15 protein-coding genes are annotated in these 18,641 nt (G+C 71.5%); 4 read left to right on the forward strand and 11 right to left on the reverse strand.

The window, feature by feature from the left end; genetic code table 11:
• Window positions 1-45: 45 nt before the first annotated feature.
• Window positions 46-2,184 (reverse strand): ATP-binding protein, encoded by a 2,139-nt coding sequence (locus ACIGXO_RS08230; RefSeq protein ID WP_399782141.1) that lies wholly within the window; start codon window positions 2,182-2,184, stop codon window positions 46-48.
• A gap of 289 nt (window positions 2,185-2,473) precedes the next feature.
• Between ACIGXO_RS08230 and gabT the strand changes: the two genes are divergently transcribed.
• Together gabT and ACIGXO_RS08240 are read left to right on the forward strand one after the other, a co-directional pair.
• Window positions 2,474-3,823: a 4-aminobutyrate--2-oxoglutarate transaminase gene (gene gabT, locus ACIGXO_RS08235; RefSeq protein WP_399782144.1), complete on the forward strand. Its 1,350-nt coding sequence runs from the start codon at window positions 2,474-2,476 to the stop codon at window positions 3,821-3,823.
• 564 nt (window positions 3,824-4,387) lie between these two features.
• Window positions 4,388-4,957: a phosphatase PAP2 family protein gene (locus ACIGXO_RS08240; RefSeq protein WP_399782146.1), complete on the forward strand. Its 570-nt coding sequence runs from the start codon at window positions 4,388-4,390 to the stop codon at window positions 4,955-4,957.
• Between the two features lie 7 nt (window positions 4,958-4,964).
• On the opposite strand, the gene ACIGXO_RS08245 is transcribed toward ACIGXO_RS08240, so the two are convergent.
• From ACIGXO_RS08245 to ACIGXO_RS08275, 7 genes are all read right to left on the reverse strand, one after another.
• Window positions 4,965-5,423, reverse strand: a complete 459-nt coding sequence (locus tag ACIGXO_RS08245) for a hypothetical protein (protein ID WP_399782149.1) — start codon at window positions 5,421-5,423, stop codon at window positions 4,965-4,967.
• 204 nt (window positions 5,424-5,627) lie between these two features.
• On the reverse strand, window positions 5,628-7,076 hold the full coding sequence (locus tag ACIGXO_RS08250) for an NAD(P)/FAD-dependent oxidoreductase (protein WP_399782152.1): 1,449 nt from the start codon (window positions 7,074-7,076) through the stop codon (window positions 5,628-5,630).
• A gap of 5 nt (window positions 7,077-7,081) precedes the next feature.
• Window positions 7,082-7,867 carry an ABC transporter permease gene (locus tag ACIGXO_RS08255; RefSeq protein WP_399782155.1) on the reverse strand — a complete coding sequence of 262 codons (786 nt, stop codon included), beginning with the start codon at window positions 7,865-7,867 and terminating at the stop codon, window positions 7,082-7,084.
• Window positions 7,867-8,793, reverse strand: a complete 927-nt coding sequence (locus ACIGXO_RS08260; protein ID WP_399782158.1) for an ABC transporter permease — start codon at window positions 8,791-8,793, stop codon at window positions 7,867-7,869. The genes ACIGXO_RS08255 and ACIGXO_RS08260 overlap by 1 nt, the downstream gene beginning before the upstream one ends.
• A complete protein-coding gene (locus tag ACIGXO_RS08265) occupies window positions 8,790-9,959 on the reverse strand; it encodes an ABC transporter ATP-binding protein (protein ID WP_399782161.1) in 1,170 nt (389 codons plus the stop codon). The genes ACIGXO_RS08260 and ACIGXO_RS08265 overlap by 4 nt, the downstream gene beginning before the upstream one ends.
• Window positions 9,960-9,996: 37 nt before the next feature.
• On the reverse strand, window positions 9,997-11,247 hold the full coding sequence (locus ACIGXO_RS08270; RefSeq protein WP_399782164.1) for a spermidine/putrescine ABC transporter substrate-binding protein: 1,251 nt from the start codon (window positions 11,245-11,247) through the stop codon (window positions 9,997-9,999).
• Between the two features lie 71 nt (window positions 11,248-11,318).
• Window positions 11,319-12,836 carry a gamma-aminobutyraldehyde dehydrogenase gene (locus tag ACIGXO_RS08275; protein WP_399782167.1) on the reverse strand — a complete coding sequence of 506 codons (1,518 nt, stop codon included), beginning with the start codon at window positions 12,834-12,836 and terminating at the stop codon, window positions 11,319-11,321.
• 250 nt (window positions 12,837-13,086) lie between these two features.
• On the opposite strand from ACIGXO_RS08275, the gene ACIGXO_RS08280 reads away from it, so the two are divergent.
• A complete protein-coding gene (locus ACIGXO_RS08280) occupies window positions 13,087-13,671 on the forward strand; it encodes an NADAR family protein (protein WP_399782170.1) in 585 nt (194 codons plus the stop codon).
• 16 nt (window positions 13,672-13,687) lie between these two features.
• On the opposite strand, the gene ACIGXO_RS08285 is transcribed toward ACIGXO_RS08280, so the two are convergent.
• A complete protein-coding gene (locus ACIGXO_RS08285; RefSeq protein WP_399782173.1) occupies window positions 13,688-14,329 on the reverse strand; it encodes a DUF4190 domain-containing protein in 642 nt (213 codons plus the stop codon).
• A 302-nt stretch (window positions 14,330-14,631) separates the two neighbouring features.
• Here ACIGXO_RS08285 and ACIGXO_RS08290 point away from each other — a divergent pair, with 302 nt between their 5' ends.
• On the forward strand, window positions 14,632-15,654 hold the full coding sequence (locus ACIGXO_RS08290) for an adenosine deaminase (protein ID WP_399782176.1): 1,023 nt from the start codon (window positions 14,632-14,634) through the stop codon (window positions 15,652-15,654).
• Window positions 15,655-15,684: 30 nt separating this feature from the next.
• Here the strand turns inward: ACIGXO_RS08290 and ACIGXO_RS08295 are convergent, their stop codons facing one another.
• Both ACIGXO_RS08295 and ACIGXO_RS08300 read right to left on the reverse strand, forming a co-directional pair.
• Entirely contained in the window at window positions 15,685-16,857 is a 1,173-nt protein-coding gene (locus tag ACIGXO_RS08295) for a spermidine/putrescine ABC transporter substrate-binding protein (protein ID WP_399782179.1), read from the reverse strand.
• Between the two features lie 128 nt (window positions 16,858-16,985).
• Window positions 16,986-18,440, reverse strand: a complete 1,455-nt coding sequence (locus tag ACIGXO_RS08300) for a gamma-aminobutyraldehyde dehydrogenase (protein WP_399782182.1) — start codon at window positions 18,438-18,440, stop codon at window positions 16,986-16,988.
• Between the last annotated feature and the right edge of the window lie 201 nt (window positions 18,441-18,641).

Raw genomic sequence — 18,641 nt, forward strand, 5'->3', positions numbered from 1 at the left:
GGAGGAATCGAGGCGCCCGTGCCGTGCCCCTGGACGGGCCGTGGCTCACCCCCGCAGGTCCACCAGTACCGGCGGTGCCGACTCCCCCGTCACGGAGGTCACCGACAGCACCGCGTGCCCGGCCGGTACGGCGTTGGCCAGGTCCGACGCCGACCACCGCTCCCGCTCCACGGTCCGTACCGTCACGGCCTTCGCCGTCACGTCCTTCCCCGTCACCAGCCGCCTGATCGAGTGCATCAGCTTGGTGAACGGCTCGTCGGAGACGATCTGCCGGTCGGTGACGTCCCGCGTCTCCACCCACGCCTTGCCCCACACCTCGGCGAACCGCGCGCCGTCCCACGTCGTCACGCCCGCGAACGCCATCCGGCAGCCGACCGTCCCCAGCAGCGCACCGCGCAGCGCCTCCGGCACGTCGTCCAGCGCCCGCAGGGTCAGTACGACCCCGGCGTTCGCCGACCGCAGCCGCTGCAGCCCCCGCAACGCCTCCTGCGTCACCACATGGGAAGCGTCATCAAGCACCAGGCAGGCGAACACCGACCGGTCCGACCGCGCCACCGCGCACTCCGTGAACTGCGCCAGCACCAGCCGCGCGAGAATCCGCGACGCGTCCGCGTGGCCCCGCTCCGGGAGATCGATCCGTACCCGCAGCGGGCGGTCCAGCGCCCGCAGCGACACCTGCCGGGACTGCCCCGTCGGGTCGAAGAAGCCCGCGAACGCGGGCCGGTCCAGCAGCGCGATCCGGTCCGCGAGCAGCGCCCCGACATCGCCCGCGCGCTGCGCCTGGCGCTCCCGCGCGTCCAGCTCGCGGAGCGCGCCCTGCTCCCCCGCCGCCTCCAGCGCACTCCGCAGCGCGGCCGTCGCCTCCGGCGCCCCGTCCAGCAGCTCCCGCAGCTCCGCCACCCCGGGAAACCGCCCGTACGCCACCCGGAACGGCCCCAGCAACTGCCCCAGCACGGTCCCGGCCCGCCGGCTCTCCCCACCCGGCGCCCCCGCCGCCAGATCCCCCACCAACGCCTCCGCCAGCACGGCAGCGGCCTCGTCGGGATCGGTGGTACCGCCGTAGAGGTCGAGGTCGCAGGGGGAGTCGGGGCGGCCTGCCTTCACGATGGCGTCGAAGGCCGCGTCCGGCCCCAGTTCGGCACCGGCGGCGCCGACGGCGACCACGGCGGCACGGCCCGCCAGCGCCTGGAGGGACATCGCCTCGACCACGGGCCGGGTCAGCCGGCTGGTCTTCCCGCTGCCCGGCGGCCCGACGGCCAGCAGGGACGTGCCGAGCAGCGCGGGCTGCAGGGCGATGCCCGCGCCCCGGTGCTGATAGGGATTGCGCAGGTCGTCGAGGGCGGTACCGATCCGCACCTGGTCCGTCAGCAGGTCGTGCGGCGCGCTTCGGTGCGGCAGGTCGCGCAGTCCCGAGGGGTGGGGACAGGCGGCCGCCCCGTGCCGCAGCACCGTGTCGGTGAACGAGGCCAGGGAGTTGCGCCCGGCCTGCACGGAGCGCCAGGCGCGCTCGATCCGGGCCGCGTCGACGTCGTTCATGCGGCCGCTGCGGGTCTCGGCGGCCAGCTTCTCGGCAGCGTCCGGCGCGCCGCCCTGCCGCACGGCGGGCCACAGCGAGCCGTCCGCCGCGGGGGCCGGAGCGGCCTGCGGAGCGTGCTCCTCCCTCCTCCGCAGCACCGGAGCGGCCAGCCGCCGTCCCAGTTCGGCCCAGCGCCCCAGCCGCCCGAAGACGACGAGAAACGCCACGATGACGAGGCCGTAGTAGAGGTACGAGGCCCAGACGTACGCCATCTTGTCGCCGCTGGCCTGCCGCCAGGAGTCGGGCGTCAGGGCCACCAGCGGCCACATCCAGTAGCCGCCGAGGTAGCCGTTCCAGAGCAGCGACCACAGGAGCCAGCCGCACAGGAAGGAGATCACCGCGCCGCTGACGAGCTGCCGCGTCGGCGCCCGGTCCGGCTCCTCCGCCGGCCGCACCCGGTGGCCGTACCGCCAGATCCCCGGCTCCGTTTCGGGGCGGGGCGCACGCAGCCAGCCGACGAGCGGCGGCTCGCCCGCCTCGGCCGGCGCGGGCCGGCCCGGCGGCACCTTCGGCATCGGCGGTGCGGCAGGCCGTCCGGGGGGTGCCGCCGGGTGCGGGATTCCGGGCGAGTGGGTGTTCCGTGCGTCGTGCGTGCCCTCGGTGTCCATCCGGTGTCCCTGTTCCCCCTAGTCAGCGGTGGCGGTGCGGCGAACGGCGATCGGTGTGCCGCGGATCAATCTACTGGCCGGGGGCCGCCCGCATACCCGGCCCGCGCGATGTCCGGGGCGGAGCGCCGCTATGTCCGGTGCGGACAACGCGGGGCGCGCACTTCTCCCGAACGGTGCATGCCCCTCCCGCCCCACCGCCCCTAGCCTGCGAACGCAACCCTTAGTACGTCACGTAGTACGCCGCCTCAGTGCATCCGCGTCCGCGTCCTCGTTCCTCCAGGAGACTCCCATGACCGAACTGACCGGAGGCCCTGCCCTCCCCCAGGAGCGCCGCGTCGTCACCGCGATCCCCGGCCCCAAGTCGCAGGAGCTGTGGGAGCGCAAGTCGGCCACCGTGGCGGCCGGTGTCGGCGCGGTCCTGCCCGTCTTCATCAAGCGCGCCGGCGGCGGCGTCCTGGAGGACGTGGACGGCAACTCGCTGATCGACTTCGGTTCCGGGATCGCGGTGACCTCGGTCGGCAGCAGCGCCGAGGCCGTCGTGCGCCGCGCGGCCGCGCAGCTCGCGGACTTCACCCACACCTGTGCGATGGTCACGCCGTACGAGCCGTACATCGAGGTCTGTGAGCAGCTCGCCGAGCTGACCCCGGGCGACCACGAGAAGAAGTCGGCGCTGTTCAACTCCGGCGCGGAGGCCGTGGAGAACGCCGTCAAGATCGCGCGGGCGTACACCAAGCGGCAGGCCGTGGTCGTGTTCGATCACGGCTACCACGGGCGTACGAACCTGACGATGGCGCTGACCGCCAAGAACATGCCGTACAAGCACGGCTTCGGGCCGTTCGCGCCCGAGGTCTACCGGGTGCCGCTGGCCTACCCGTACCGCTGGCTGACCGGCCCGGAGAACTGCGCGCAGGAGGCCGCCGACCAGGCCATCTCGCAGATCACCAAGCAGATCGGCGCCGAGAACGTTGCCGCGATCATCATCGAGCCGGTGCTCGGCGAGGGCGGCTTCATCGAGCCGGCGAAGGGCTTCCTGCCCGCCCTCGCGAACTTCGCGAAGGAGAACGGGATCGTCTTCGTCGCGGACGAGATCCAGTCGGGCTTCTGCCGGACCGGGCAGTGGTTCGCCTGTGAGGACGAGGGCATCGTGCCCGATCTGATCACGACCGCGAAGGGTATTGCGGGTGGTCTGCCGCTGGCGGCCGTGACCGGGCGCGCGGAGATCATGGACGCCGCCCACGCGGGTGGCCTCGGTGGTACGTACGGCGGTAACCCCGTCGCCTGCGCCGCCGCCGTCGGTGCGATCGAGACCATGCGCGAGCTGGACCTGAACGCCAAGGCCAAGCGCATCGAAGAGGTCATGAAGGCCCGCCTTCAGACGATGGCCGAGAAGTACGACATCATCGGCGAGGTCCGCGGCCGCGGCGCGATGATCGCGATCGAGCTGGTGCAGTCCGGCTCGAAGGACCCGAACCCGGAGGCGACCTCGGCGCTGGCCAAGGCGTGCCACCAGGAGGGCCTGCTCATCCTGACCACCGGCACGTACGGCAACGTCATCCGCTTCCTGCCGCCGCTGGTCATCGGCGAGGACCTGCTGAACGAGGGCCTGGACATCCTGGAGTCGGCCTTCGCCGCGCTCTGAGAACCCCCGAGCCGACAGCGCTGAGCGCCCGTACGCCTGCCCGTACGGGCGCTCAGCGCTTGCCAGGAGCGGAAGGGCCCCGAAGGCGCCGCCGGCCCCGGAATCCGGGCCACCGGGCGCGGAATCCGGGCTACCGGGCGCGGAATCCGGGCTACCGGCCCGAAGTGGCGAGACGGCGTGAAGAAGATGTGCGGGGGCCATGGCGGGTGGGTGATCCGCCTGTCGGAGGGCCGCCGCTCTGCCGTACGGTTTCTGCAGATGAGAGAAACACCCCGCTCGCAGGGGACTGCGAGCGATGCCCGGTCGTCGCTTCCCCGGCTTCGACCTGGCCGTGCCCTCGCGCACACCACCGGAGCCTCCGGCTCCGGGAATCCTCACCGATCGGATGGCCGCCCGCCCCAGACCCCCCGGGGCGCGCGGTTCACCGGTCAGCACGGCCGCCCCGGAACCACCCCCCCTGTTCCGGGGCGGCCGGCCTCTCTCTCCGCCCTCGCGTGCACACTGGCCGCGACGCTCGCGCTCTTCGCGCTCCTCACCTGGCAGGTCGCCGCCCATGGAGCTTTGATGCGGCTGGACGCCCGGCTGGATCAGGTACTCCTGGACCGCGCCCTTCCGGCGCCGCTCGCCGAACTCCTCGCCGATCTGGGCAACATGACGGTGGCCCTGCCCGTGCTGCTGGCCGCCGCGGTGTGCGCCGGGTGGCGCGGCCGCGCCACCGGGCTGCCGCGCTGGTGGCTGCCGCCGCTCGCCGCGGCCGTCGCGATGGCCGCGGTACCGGCGTGCGTCGGGCCGCTGCAGGCCGCGCTCGCCCGGCCCGCGCCACCGGGCCCGCTGGCCGGCGCGACCGGCTTCTACCCTTCGGGGCACGCCGCGACGGCCGCCGTCGCGTACGGGGCGGCCGCGCTGCTCCTGCTCCCGTACGCGGCCGCCCCGCTGTCCCGCCGTCTGCTGCTCACCGCGGCGCTCGTGCTCGTCCTGGCGAACGGCCCCGGTCTGGTCGTCCGCGGCTACCACTGGCCGGTGGACGTCCTCGGGTCGTGGGCCCTGTCGGCGGCGCTGCTGGTCCTCCTGCGCGGATTCCTGTACGGACTCCTGTACAGACGCGTGTACGGGCTCCGCCGCGGACTCCTGTAGGCAGCGGTCACCCGTCGCCCGCCCCCGCCACCCGGGCTGCCGCCTCGTGCAGGGCGAGTTCCAGGATGCCGGGGTCGGTGAGCGTGCCGTCGCCGTCCGGGGGGACGAGCCAGCGGGTGCCGCCGGTGTACCGGCCCGGGTAGGGCACGACGATCCAGGTACCCAGGCCGGCCCCGCGCACCCCGGTGCCGAGCCAGCGGGCCGTCGTGCCCGGCGGGACGAAGAAGCCCATCCGGCCGTCCCCGAAGTCCGCGAGGACCGGTCCGGGCCGGTCCAGACAGCTGGTCAGCACGTCCAGGGTGGGGTGGCCCAGGTTGCCGGGGACGATCAGTACGTCCCAGGCCAGTCCGGCCGGGAGCAGGGTCACCCCCAGAGGGTTGCGCTCCCATTCGAAGCGGCAGGCTTCCGGGTCCGGTGCCACCGATACGAGCCATTCCACGGCACGCTTGTCCCCCGTGGGGTCCATATCCGCCTCCCTCACTCGTGCGCCGGCCCGTCAGGACCGCGTTCCGAGAGGGAGAGGCGCCGACCGCCGCCTCCTTACACGGGTTGATCAAGAACTTGGGTGTCATGGGTCACACTGACCACCAAGTGGTGCGCGGGCGCGCCCCGTGAGCACGCCCGCGCCGGGCCCGGACGGCCGCTCGGCGGCGGGTGTCCGGGCGGCCGCTCAGCTGTCGAAGCCCAGCCCCACCTTGTCCATCGCCTTCAGCCAGAGGTTCCGCCGGCCGCCGCGCGCGTCGGCGCGGGACATCGACCACTGGGTGATCCCGATGCCGGCCCAGCGCAGCGGTTCCGGCGGGAACGGCAGCGGCTTCGTGCGGACCATCTCCAGCTCCGTGCGCTCGGTGCGCTCCCCGGAGAGCAGATCGAGCATGACCTCGGCGCCGAAGCGGGTGGCGCCCACGCCGAGGCCGGTGTAGCCCGCCGCGTACGCGACCCGGCCGGCGTGCGCGGTGCCGAAGAACGCCGAGAAGCGGGAGCAGGTGTCGATCGCGCCGCCCCAGGCGTGGCTGAAGCGGACCTCCTCCAGCGGCGGGAAGTACTGGAAGAAGTGGCGGGCCAGCTTCTCGTAGGTGGCGGGGTGATGGTCGTACTCGGCGCGGACGCCGCCACCGTAGCGGTAGATGGCGTCGTAGCCGCCCCACAGGATGCGGTTGTCCGCGGTGATGCGGAAGTAGTGGAAGTGGTTGTTGCTGTCGGACAGCCCCTGGCGGTTCTTCCAGCCGATGGCGGCGAGCTGCTCCTCGGTGAGCGGCTCGGTCATCAGCGCGTGGTCGTAGACCGGGACGAGGTACGGGCGGACCCGGCGGACCAGGTTCGGGAAGGCGTTGGTGCCGAGTGCCACGTGGCGGGCGAAGACGCGCCCGTAGGGCGTGCGGACCGCCATGCCCGTGCCGTCGGCGGCCAGGTCGGTGGCGGGGGTGTGCTCGTAGATCCGTACGCCCTGGTCCAGGCACGCCTGCTTCAGGCCCCAGGCCAGCCGGGCCGGGTTGAGCATGGCGACGCCGTCGCGGTTCCACAGGCCGGCCAGGAAGGCCGGCGAGTCGACCTCGGCGCGTACGGCGTCCTGGTCGAGGAAGTCGTACCCGGTGAGGCCGAGGCGGGCGGCGTCCTCGGCGGCCTCGCGGAGCTCGGCGACCTGGTGCGGCTCGGTGGCGAGGTCGATCTCGCCGGTGCGCTCGAAGTCGCAGTCGATGCCGTACCGTTCGACGGCCTTCCCGATGGCGTCGAGGTTGCGGGCGCCCAGTTCTTCGAGCTTCTCCAGCTCGCCGGGCCAGCGGGCGAGGCCGTTGCCGAGGCCGTGGGTGAGCGAGGCGGCGCAGAAGCCGCCGTTGCGGCCGGAGGCGGCCCAGCCGACTTCCTGGCCCTCGACGAGGACGACGTCGCGCTCCGGGTCGCGCTCCTTGGCCAGCAGCGCGGTCCACAGTCCGCTGTAGCCGCCGCCGACGACGAGCAGGTCGCACCGCTCGTCGGCGACGAGCGCCGGCAGGGCCGCGGGGCGGTCCGGGTCGTCCAGCCAGAAGGGGGTGGGGGCGGCCTCCGCGAGCGCGTGCGCGGCCGGTGCGGGCGTCCGGGCGGTCTGCCCGGCGGTGGGGTTCATGGCAGCTCGTGCCATGGTTCTCAGCTCCTCTTACGGCGTCCGGTGAACAATTGTCCGCCCAGTACGCAGAGCACGGCGATGAGGAACATCGCCGTTCCGATGACATTGATCTGAACGGGCGTGCCCCGTTGCGCCGATCCCCAGACGAACATGGGGAAGGTCACGGTGGAGCCCGCGTTGAAGTTGGTGATGATGAAGTCGTCGAACGAGAGGGCGAAGGAGAGCAGCGCGCCCGCGGCGATACCGGGTGCCGCGATCGGCAGCGTCACCTTCAGGAACGTCTGCGCCGGGGTGGCGTAGAGGTCCTGCGCCGCCTGTTCCAGTCGCGGGTCCATGCTCATCACGCGGGCCTTGACCGCGGTGACCACGAAGCTCAGGCAGAACATGATGTGCGCGATCAGGATCGTCCAGAAGCCGAACTCGATGCCCATGTTGAGGAAGAGCGTGGCCAGCGAGGCGGCCATGACGACCTCGGGCATCGCCATCGGCAGGAAGATCAGCGTGTTGACGGAGGCGCGGGCGCGGAAGCGGTAGCGGGCCAGCGCGAAGGCGATCAGGGTGCCCAGTACGGTCGCGCCGAGCGTGGCCCAGACCGCGATCTGCAGGCTCAGGCCCAGCGAGCCGCACAGGTCGGCGACGCCGCAGGGGTCGGTCCAGGCGTCCGTGGAGAACCGCTGCCACTCGTAGTTGAAGCGCCCGTTCGGCTTGTTGAACGAGAAGACCATCACGATGACGTTGGGCAGGATCAGGTACGCCAGCGTCAGCAGGCCCGCGATCACCACCGCATTGCGTCGAAGCCAGCGCATCAGACCAGGTCCTCCGTCCCCGACTTGCGGATGTAGAGCGTGACCATGGCGAGGATGGCCGCCATGAGGATGAAGGAGAGGGCCGCCGCCGTCGGGTAGTCCAGGACGCGCAGGAACTGCGACTGGATGACGTTGCCGATCATCTTCTGGTCGGTGGAGCCCAGCAGTTCGGCGTTGATGTAGTCACCGGCGGCCGGGATGAAGGTCAGCAGCGTGCCCGCGACCACGCCGGGCATCGACAGCGGGAAGGTCACCTTGCGGAAGGTGGTGGCGGGCTTGGCGTAGAGGTCGCCCGCCGCCTCGTGGAGCCGGGGATCGATCCGCTCCAGGCAGGTGTAGAGCGGCAGGATCATGAACGGCAGGAAGTTGTACGTGAGGCCGCAGACCACCGCGAGCGGGGTGGCGAGCACGCGGGTGCCCTCCGTGAGGCCGATCGCGCTGGTGAGGTCCAGGATGTGCAGCGCGTTGAGGGCGCCGACGACCGGGCCGCCGTCGGCGAGGATGGTCTTCCAGGCGAGCGTGCGGATCAGGAAGCTGGTGAAGAACGGCGCGATGACCAGGATCATCACGACGTTGCGCCAGCGGCCCGCCTTGAAGGCGATCAGGTAGGCGAGCGGATAGCCCAGGACCAGGCAGAGCAACGTCGCGACGGCGGCGAAGACCACCGAGCGGACGAACTGCGGCCAGTACTCCGCCAGCGCGTCCCAGTAGGTCGCGACGTGCCAGGTGACCTTGAAGCCCTCTTCGAGGGAGCCGGTCTGCAGGGACGTGGACGCCTGGTAGACCAGTGGCGCGGCGAAGAAGACCAGCAGCCACAGGATGCCGGGCAGCAGCAGCCAGTACGGGACGAGCCGCTTGCGGGTGGGCGGCTTGCGCACTTCGAGGACGGGCGCCGGCTCCGGCGGCGCCTGGGTGGCGGCACTCACGCGGCCTCCTCGTCGGCGTCCGCACCCGCGGTGATGTCCTGGTCGGCGGAGAACCCGAAGGTGTGCGCGGGGTTCCAGTGCAGTACCACCTCGGCGCCCGGCACCAGCCGGCCGTCGCGCTCGATGTTCTGCTCGTAGGCGGCCAGTTCACCGGCGCCCCGGGTCTCGATCACGTACTGCGTGGAGACGCCGATGAAGCCCGCGTGCTTGATGCGGCCCGGCAGCCGGTTGGCGCCCTCCGGTATGGACCCCGCGTCGTCGGCGTGCGCGAGGGCGATCTTCTCGGGGCGTACGCCCGCCAGCACCTTCTCGCCCGTACGGACGACACTGTTCGCGGAACATCGCGCGGCGGGCAGCCGCAGCTTGGTGTCCCCGGCCGTCAGCAGCAGCTGCTCGCCGCCCGCCTCGGCGATCTCCGCCGCGATGAGGTTGGAGGTGCCGAGGAAGTTGGCGACGAAGGTGGTGCCGGGGTTCTCGTACAGGTCGGCGGGGGCGCCGAGCTGCTCGACGCGGCCGCCGTTCATCACCGCGACCGTGTCGGCCATCGTCATGGCCTCCTCCTGGTCGTGCGTGACGTGCACGAAGGTGATGCCGACCTCCGTCTGGATGCGCTTGAGCTCCAGCTGCATCTGGCGGCGCAGCTTGAGGTCGAGGGCGCCGAGCGGCTCGTCGAGGAGGAGCACCTGCGGGTGGTTGATCAGGGCGCGCGCGACGGCCACGCGCTGCTGCTGGCCGCCGGAGAGCTGCTGCGGCTTCTTGCGGGCCTGCTCGCCCAGCTGTACGAGGTCGAGCATCTCGCCGACCTGCTTCTTCACGGACTTGACGCCGCGGCGGCGCAGTCCGAAGGCGACGTTCTCGTAGATGTCCAGGTGCGGGAAGAGCGCGTAGTTCTGGAAGACGGTGTTCACCGGGCGCTTGTAGGGCGGCAGCGCGGTGACGTCCTTGCCGGCCAGCTCGACGGTGCCGGTGGTGGGCTCCTCCAGGCCCGCGATCATGCGCAGGGTGGTGGTCTTGCCGCAGCCGGAGGCGCCCAGCAGGGCGAAGAAGGAGCCGGCGGGGACGGTCAGGTCGAGCGGCTGGACGGCGGTGAAGGTGCCGTAGGTCTTGCTGAGGCCGGACAGCCGGACGTCGCCGCCGCTGCTGTCGTTCTTCGCGAGCTCTGTCATGAATCGGGTCCCGGGTGTGAGGTGGGCGGAAGGGCGGTCAGGCACCGGTCAGGTCGGCGAACTTCTGCGCGTATTCCTTGCTTTCCTTGGCATTGAGTGCGCGGAAGGTGTGCGACTTGGACGCCATTTCCTCGTCGGGGAGGATGAGTTTGTTCTCCGCCAGCTTCTTGTCGATCTTCGCGAGTTCCTCGCGCACCCCGTCGACCGGGCACACGTAATTGATGTACGCGGCGATCCGCGCGGCCACCTTGGGCTCGTAGAAGTAGTCGATGAGCCGCTCGGCGTTCTCCTTGTGGCGCGCCTTGTTGGGCACCATGAGGTTGTCCGCCGCGGTGGTGTAGCCCTTCTCCGGGATGACGTACTCGATGTCGGAGTTGTCGTTCTGCAGCTGTACGACGTCGCCCGCCCAGGCGAGACAGGCCGCCAGGTCGCCCTTGCTGAGGTCGTTGAGGTAGTCGTTGCCGGTGAAGCGGCGGATCTGCTTCTTGTCGACGCCCCGCTGGAGCCGGGCGACGGCCGCGTCGAAGGTGTCGGCGGTGACGTCCTCGGGCCGCTCCCCCATGTCGAGCAGGACCATGCCGATCGTGTCGCGCATCTCGGAGAGGAAGGCGACCTTCCCCTTGAGCTTGGGGTCGTCCAGCAGCTGGCCGACCGAGTCGACCTTGCGGCCGCCGGTGGCCTTCTTGTTGTACGCGATGACGGTCGGGACGCCCTGCCAGGTGTAGGAGTGGGCGCGGCCGGGGTCCCAGTCGGGGTTGCGGAACTGCTGCGAGAGATTGGTGTACGCGTGCGGCAGGTTGGCCGGGTCCAGCGGCTGGATCCAGCCCAGCGAGATCATCCGCGCGCACATCCAGTCGGTCAGGCAGATCAGGTCGCGCCCGGTGTCCTGACCGGCCGCGAGCTGGGCCTGGACCTTCCCGAAGAACTCGTCGTTGTCGTTGATGTCCTCGGTGTACTTGACCCGGATGCCGGTCCGCCTGGTGAAGGCTTCCAGCGTCGGGTGGTGCTTCTCGTCGTCGCTGACGTCGATGTACTCGGTCCAGTTGGAGAACGCGATCCGCTTCTCCTGGCGCGAGTGGTCGTCGGACGAGCCCGCGTCCGTACGGCCCGCGGGCGGGATGCCGCAGGCCGACAGCGCGCTGAGGCCGCCGAGCGCCAGCACCCCGGCGCCGCTCGCGCGCATGAGGGACCGCCGGGTCAGGGCCATCCGGCCGTTGGTCATGCTGCGCCGCATGGCGGCCAGTTCCGCCGCGGAGAGCGGTTCGGGCTGCTGCGCGGTGTTCTCCATACGGTGTGGCCTTTCGAGGTCGGCCGGTGGTCAGCCGGTGGAGTGACGGATGATGCGCGCGGCGGACAGCTTCAGCCGCGGTCCCCGAAGACGGTGCGGTGCCAGTCCTTCCTGGCCACCCCCGTGATGTCGTACATGACGTGCTTGACCTGCGTGTACTCCTCGAACGAGTACGCCGACATGTCCTTGCCGTACCCCGACGCCTTGTATCCGCCGTGCGGCATCTCGCTGATGATCGGGATGTGGTCGTTGACCCACACGCAGCCGGCCTTGATCTCGCGGACGGCGCGGCCGGTGCGGTAGACGTCGCGGCTCCAGGCGGAGGCGGCGAGCCCGTAGGGGGTGTCGTTGGCGAGCGCGATGCCCTCGTCGTCGGTGTCGAAGGGCAGCACGACCAGCACCGGGCCGAAGATCTCGGACTGCACGATCTCGCTGTCCTGCGCGGCGTCCGCGATGAGCGTGGGCCGGTAGTACGCGCCCCTGGCCAGCTCGCCCCCGGGCGCCTCGCCGCCGGTGACGACGGTGGCGTACTTCCGCGCGCGCTCGACGAAGCCGGCCACCCGGTCGCGCTGGGCGTGCGAGATGAGCGGGCCGAGATCGGTTGCCGGGTCGAAGGGGTCGCCGAGCCGTACGGTCGCCATCAGGTCGGCGACGCCGCTGACGAAGGCGTCGTACAGGGGGCGCTGCACGTAGGCGCGGGTCGCGGCCGTGCAGTCCTGGCCGGTGTTGATGAGCGCGCCGGCCACCGCGCCGTGCACGGCGGCGTCCAGGTCGGCATCGTCGAAGACCACGAAGGGGGCCTTGCCGCCGAGCTCCAAGTGGAGGCGCTTGACGGTGGCGGTCGCGAGCTCGGCGACCCGCTTGCCGACGGCGGTGGAGCCGGTGAAGGAGGTCATCGCGACGTCGGGGTGGCCGACGAGGTGCTCGCCGGCGTCCCGCCCGGCGCCCGAGACGATGTTGACGACTCCGTCCGGGATGCCCGCCGCCTGTGCGGCCTGGGCGTACATCACCGAGGTCAGCGGGGTGATCTCGGCGGGCTTCAGGACGATCGTGTTGCCTGCCGCGATCGCCGGGAGGACCTTCCAACTGGCCATCTGCAGCGGGTAGTTCCACGGCGCGATGGAGCCGACGACGCCGATGGGCTCGCGGCGGACCGCGGAGGTGTGGTCGCCGCTGTACTCGCCGGCCGCCCTGCCCTCCAGGTGGCGCGCGGCGCCCGCGAAGAACGCGGCGTTGTCCACCGAGCCGGGGACGTCGAACTCCCGGCTCAGCTTGATCGGCTTGCCGCACTGCAGCGACTCGGCGTACGCGAACTCCTCGGTGCGCTCGTCCAGTACGGCGGCGAAGCGGTGCAGCGCTTCGGAGCGCTCGCCGGGCGTGGCGCCCGCCCATTCGGGGAGCGCCTGCCGGGCCGCGCCGACGGCCGCGTCCACGTCCGCCGTCCCGGCGAGCTCGTAGCTGTACACCTGCTCGCCGGTGGCCGGGTCGGTGACGGCCTGGGTGCGTCCGGAGGTCCCCGGGCGCAGCTCTCCGGCGATGAACTGAGCCCCCTGGGCGAATCGTTCGGTGACATCGAATCGCTGGTCCATGGCGCTCTCCTCCACCGGCGGCCGAGCTTTCGCGGGCCCGCCGGGCGTAGCTCTTTCCCGAATTGATGGCCGATCTTGACAGGGAACGCGGGTCCCAACAAGTGATTCCGTTGTTTCCTTTTGGTTACGCGACGGATTCTGCGAAATCCGTCGTTCCGGCGCCCGACAAGTTGTCAGTGCCCGCTGGCAGAATCCCGGCATGGTGCAGGACCGGGGAAGACGGACAGGGGAGAGAGTGGGGGCGGCGGGGATGACGGCAGAGGGACGCGTGGCCGACGGGCCGCGGTCGGTGGCGGAGCTGCGCACCGGCTTAGAGACCGGCAGTACCTACAAGTACGTCTGCTTCTGGGGGCATGCGCCCCGCAGGGACGGCAGCCTGGGGGCGAGCTGCTTCAGCCAGTGGTGGCCGGCGCCGTTCACGGTGGAGGGGGTGCGGTACGCCACCGCTGAGCACTGGATGATGGCCGGCAAGGCCCGACTGTTCGGCGACCGGCAGGCGCTGCAGCGGGTGCTGCGCGCCGGCCATCCCAAGCAGGCCAAGGACGCGGGCCGGACGGTGCGCGGCTTCGACGAGGAGACCTGGGCGCACCACCGGTACGAGCTGGTGGTCCGGGGCAGCATGCACAAATTCGGGCAGGACCCGGCCCTGCGGGACTATCTGCTGGGCACCGGGCAGCGGGTCCTGGTCGAGGCGAGCCCGCTGGACCGGATATGGGGCATCGGGCTGGCCGCCGACGACGAGCGCGCCACCGATCCGGCCCGCTGGCAGGGGCTGAATCTGCTGGGCTTCGCGCTGATGGAGGCGCGGCAGCGGCTGGCGGCGGAGGGGAGCTGAGCGGGGGCCGCCGGAGTCAGCGGGCCGGGCCGGGGGCGGCGGGGGCGGCGCTGTAGGTGTCGGAGTAGTCGTCGTAGGGGGTGTCGTCGCTGCCTTCGCCGGCCGCGACGACGATCGCGACGATCAGCAGGACGCTGACGAGAAGTCCGGCTGCGCCGCAGAGGAGGCCGGCCAGTGCCATGCCGCCGTTGGTCGCCTCGCCGCGCTTGGCCTTGGCCCGGCCGAGGCCGCCGAAGATGATCCCGAGGACGCCCGTGATCACACCGAACAGGAGGGTGAGGCTGGAGAGGATGCTGAGGATGCCGAGGACGAGCGCGGCGATACCCATGCCGTTGTTCGGCTGCCCGGGCCAGCCGGCCTGCGTGCCGGGCCCGCCGGGCAGCGGGCCGTAGGGGGCGGGGCCGGGTATGTACTGCTGCGCCCCGTAGGGCTGCTGAGGGTACGGCGTTCCGTACGCACCCTGGGGTCCGACGGCGTGCCCGGGGGCCGGCGGCGGGGCGGGGACGGCGAAGCCGGCGCCCACGGTCTGCTGGTCGTGCGCCGGCGTGCCGTACGGCGGCAGACCCCCCGCGCCCGTGTCCGGCCGGTGCGGCGGCGCGCCGTCCCCGGACGGCGGCGCCCACGGGTCGTACGGCTCGGGCTGCTGGCTGTCGGACATCGCTCTCCCCCACGTGGCTGCGCTCCATGCTAAGACCCGGCCACGCTGGGCAATCGCGCTCCCCGGCGAACCGGCCCCGGGCCACGCCGGCCAGGCGCGCTCCCCGGCGGACCGGCCCCCGGCCGCGCCCGCCGGGCGCGCTCCATCGGCGAACCGGCCCCGGCCGCGCTCCACCGGTGGCCCGGCACCCGGCCGACCCCGGCCGAGCCCCGGCCGACCCACGGCGCCCCCGCGCCCGCCGCATACGATGACCACCGACCGACACCACGACCGACCGGCACTCCGCCGACCAGGAGGCACCGTTGTCCGACCTCGACGCATTCATCGCGGGCCTGCCCAAGGCGGAGCTGCACGTCCATCACGTCGGCTCGGCCTCCCCGCGCATCGTCGCGGAGCTGGCCGCGCGCCACCCCGACTCCAAGGTGCCCACCGACCCCGAAGCGCTGGTGGACTACTTCACCTTCCGCGACTTCGCGCACTTCGTCGAGGTCTACCTCTCCGTCGTGGACCTCATCCGCGACGCCGAGGACGTGCGCCTGCTGACGTACGAGGTCGCCCGCGACATGGCGCGGCAGAACATCCGCTACGCCGAGCTGACCGTGACCCCGTTCAGCTCCACCCGGCGCGGCATCCCGGACGCCGCGTTCGTCGAGGCGATCGAGGACGCCCGGAAGTCCGCCGAGTCCGAGCTCGGCGTCGCGCTGCGCTGGTGCTTCGACATCCCCGGCGAGGCGGGCCTGGAGGCCGCCGAGGAGACCGCGCGCATCGCCTGCGGCCTCAAGCCCGAGGGCCTGGTCTCCTTCGGCCTCGGCGGCCCCGAAATAGGCGTACCGCGCCCGCAGTTCAAGCCGTACTTCGACCGCGCCCTCGCCGAGGGCCTGCACTCCGTGCCGCACGCGGGCGAGACGACGGGCCCCGAGACGGTGTGGGACGCGCTGACCGAGCTCCGTGCCGAGCGCATCGGCCACGGCACCAGCTCCGTACGGGACCCGAAGCTGCTGGCCCACCTCGCCGAGCACCGCATCCCGCTGGAGGTCTGCCCGACCTCGAACATCGCCACTCGGGCGGTCCGCACCCTCGACGAACACCCGGTCAAGGAGATGGTCGAGGCCGGCGTGCTGGTGACGATCAACAGCGACGACCCGCCGATGTTCGGCACGGACCTGAACACCGAGTACGGCGTGGCCGCGCGGCTGCTGGAGCTGGACGAGGCGGGCCTCGCCGCCCTGGCGAAGAACGCCGTCGAGGTGTCGTTCATGGACGCCCCGGCCAAGGCCCGCCTCGCCGCGGAGATCGACACGTACACCGCCTCCTGGCCCCGCTGACCCACGAGCCTCGCGCCCGGCTCCCCGCCCTCACAGCCCCACGATCCGGTTCCACTCCTTCGCGAGCTCCGGGCGCTCCTTGGAGCTGATGTCCCGGGCGATGGCGAGCCGGCCGCGCATGCCGTCGTCCGGGAAGATCAGCGGGTCCTCGGCCAGCGCGGCGGTCTCCCTGTCCTTGGCGGAGGCCAGCACGTCGCGCGCGGCCGGGACCGGGCACACGTAGTTGACCCAGGTCGCGAGCTTCGCGGCCACCTCGGGCTCGTAGTAGTAGTCGACGAGCCGTTCGGCGTTGCGCTTGTGCGCGGCGAGGTCGGGGATCATCAGGCTCTCCGACCACAGCTCGGCCCCCTCCTCGGGGACCACGAACTCGATGTCGGGGTTGTCGGCCTTGAGCTGGATGACGTCGCCGGAGTACGCCTGCGCGGCCAGCACGTCCCCCGAGGAGAGGTCCTTGATGTAGTCGTTGCCGGTGAAGCGGCGGATGTGCTGCGCGCGGACGAGCGCCGCGACCCGGTCGGTCATCCGGTGGAAGTCGTCCACCGTCCAGCGCGTGATGTCCACGCCCTCGCCCTGCATGAGCAGCGCGAACGCCTCGTCCATGCCGGCCAGCAGGGTCACCCGGCCCTTCAGGTCGTCCGCCCACAGGTCGCCGGTGTGCTTGATCTCCCGGCCGAGCTTCCTGCGGTTGTACGCGATGCCGGTGATTCCGGACTGCCACGGGACGCAGTGCTTGCGGCCGGGGTCGAACGCGGGCTTGAGCAGCAGCGGGTCCAGGTGCTTCGCCACGTTCGGCTGGCGCGACCGGTCCATTTCCTGCACCCAGCCGAGCCGGACGAAGCGCGAGCACATCCAGTCACTGATGACGATCAGGTCGCGCCCGGTGGTCTGGTGGTTCATCAGCGCGGGGCTGATCTTCCCGAAGAACTCGTCGTTGTCGTTGATCTCTTCGGTGTAGGTCACCGATATGCCGGTGCGCCGCTCGAAGGCGTCGAGCGTGGGGCGGCGCTGCTTGTCGTGGTCGTCGACGTCGATGTACAGCGGCCAGTTGGCGAAGGTGAGGGACTTGTCGGCCGCCGAGCGGTCGGCGGCGGCGCGCATCCCCGGCCGTACGTACGCGGCCGGTACTCCACACCCGGCGACCGCCGCCAGGAATCCGGCCGTACCGACACCTCTGAGCAGCGAACGCCGCGAAAGATCAACCATATGAGGACTCTCACGCGCCGCGGGCCGGGGCGGCAACAGACAGATCGTCTGCCGCCGGGCCCCGCCCCGCGACGGTGTGTCAGGTGCCCCGCACGGCACCCGACTTGGGCTGTACGGCGAGCAGTCCGTCAGCCGTCCAGCGAGGTCATGACGTGCTTGATGCGGGTGTAGTCGTCGAAGCCGTAGGCGGAGAGGTCCTTGCCGTAGCCGGACTTCTTGAAGCCGCCGTGCGGCATCTCGGCGACGAGCGGGATGTGGGTGTTGATCCACACGCAGCCGAAGTCGAGCTTCTTGGACATCCGCATGGCGCGGGCGTGGTCCTTGGTCCACACCGAGGACGCGAGCGCGTACTCGACGCCGTTGGCCCACTCGGTGGCCTGGTCCTCGTCGGTGAAGGACTGGACCGTGATGACCGGGCCGAAGACCTCGTTCTGCACGATCTCGTCGTCCTGCTTGAGGCCGGAGACGACGGTCGGGGCGAAGAAGTAACCCTTGTCGCCGACCTGCTGGCCGCCGGCCTCGATCTTCGCGTGCGCGGGGAGGCGCTCGATGAAGCCCTTGACCTGCTTGAGCTGGTTGGCGTTGTTCAGCGGGCCGTAGAGCACGTCCTCGTCGTCCGGCTGCCCGGTCTTCGTGTCGGCGGCGGCCTTCGCCAGCGCCGTCACGAACTCGTCGTGGATGGACTCGTGGACGAGCACGCGCGTGGCGGCCGTACAGTCCTGGCCCGCGTTGAAGAAGCCCGCCACCGAGATGTCCTCGACGGCCTTGGCGATGTCGGTGTCCTCGAAGACCACGACCGGGGCCTTGCCGCCCAGCTCCAGGTGGACCCGCTTGAGGTCCTTGGAGGCGGACTCGGCGACCTGCATGCCGGCGCGCACGGAGCCGGTGATGGAGGCCATCGCGGGCACGGGGTGCTCGACCATCAGGCGGCCGGTCTCGCGGTCACCGCACACGACGTTGAACACGCCGCGCGGGTGGCCCAGCTCGTCCAGCACGCTGCCGATGATCTCGCCGATCAGCACCGTGGACGCCGGGGTGGTGTCCGAGGGCTTGATGACGACCGTGTTGCCCGCCGCCATGGCCGGCGCGAACTTCCACACCGCCATCATCATCGGGTAGTTCCAGGGCGCGACCTGGGCGCAGACGCCGATCGGCTCGCGGCGGATGATGGAGGTCAGGCCCTCCATGTACTCGCCGGCCGAGCGGCCCTCCAGCATCCGCGCGGCACCCGCGAAGAAGCGGATCTGGTCCACCATCGGCGGGATTTCCTCGGAGCGTACGAGGGCGACCGGCTTGCCGCAGTTCTCCGACTCGGCGGCGATCAGCTCCTCGGCGCGCTCCTCGAAGCGGTCGGCGATCTTCAGGAGCACCTTCTGGCGCTCGGCGGGGATCAGGTCGCGCCAGGCCGGGAAGGCCGCCTCGGCGGCCGCCATCGCGGCGTCGACGTCGGCGGCCGCGGACAGCGGCGCGGTGGCGTACACCTCGCCCGTCGCGGGGTTGACCACGTCCGTGGTGCGGCCGTCGGCGGCGTCCCGGAACTCCCCGTCGATGTAGTTGCGCAGACGACGCAGTTCGGTGGTCACGTGCGACCCCTCCTGTCAGGTCCGGTGTTGGATGACCGGTCTCTGGTGTCCGGTGGATGAGATGCCCACCCTAACCATGCGAGCCCCGTTTTCGACATACCCACGCGCCAGTAACAACGGATTCCGTGGCGTGAATCTCGGTGAACAACTGATTTCGGCGAATCGGGCTTGCGTGACGGACGATGCTGGTGCACAGTGAGG

The organism is Streptomyces sp. NPDC053542, assembly GCF_044544685.1.
GTDB lineage: Bacteria > Actinomycetota > Actinomycetes > Streptomycetales > Streptomycetaceae > Streptomyces.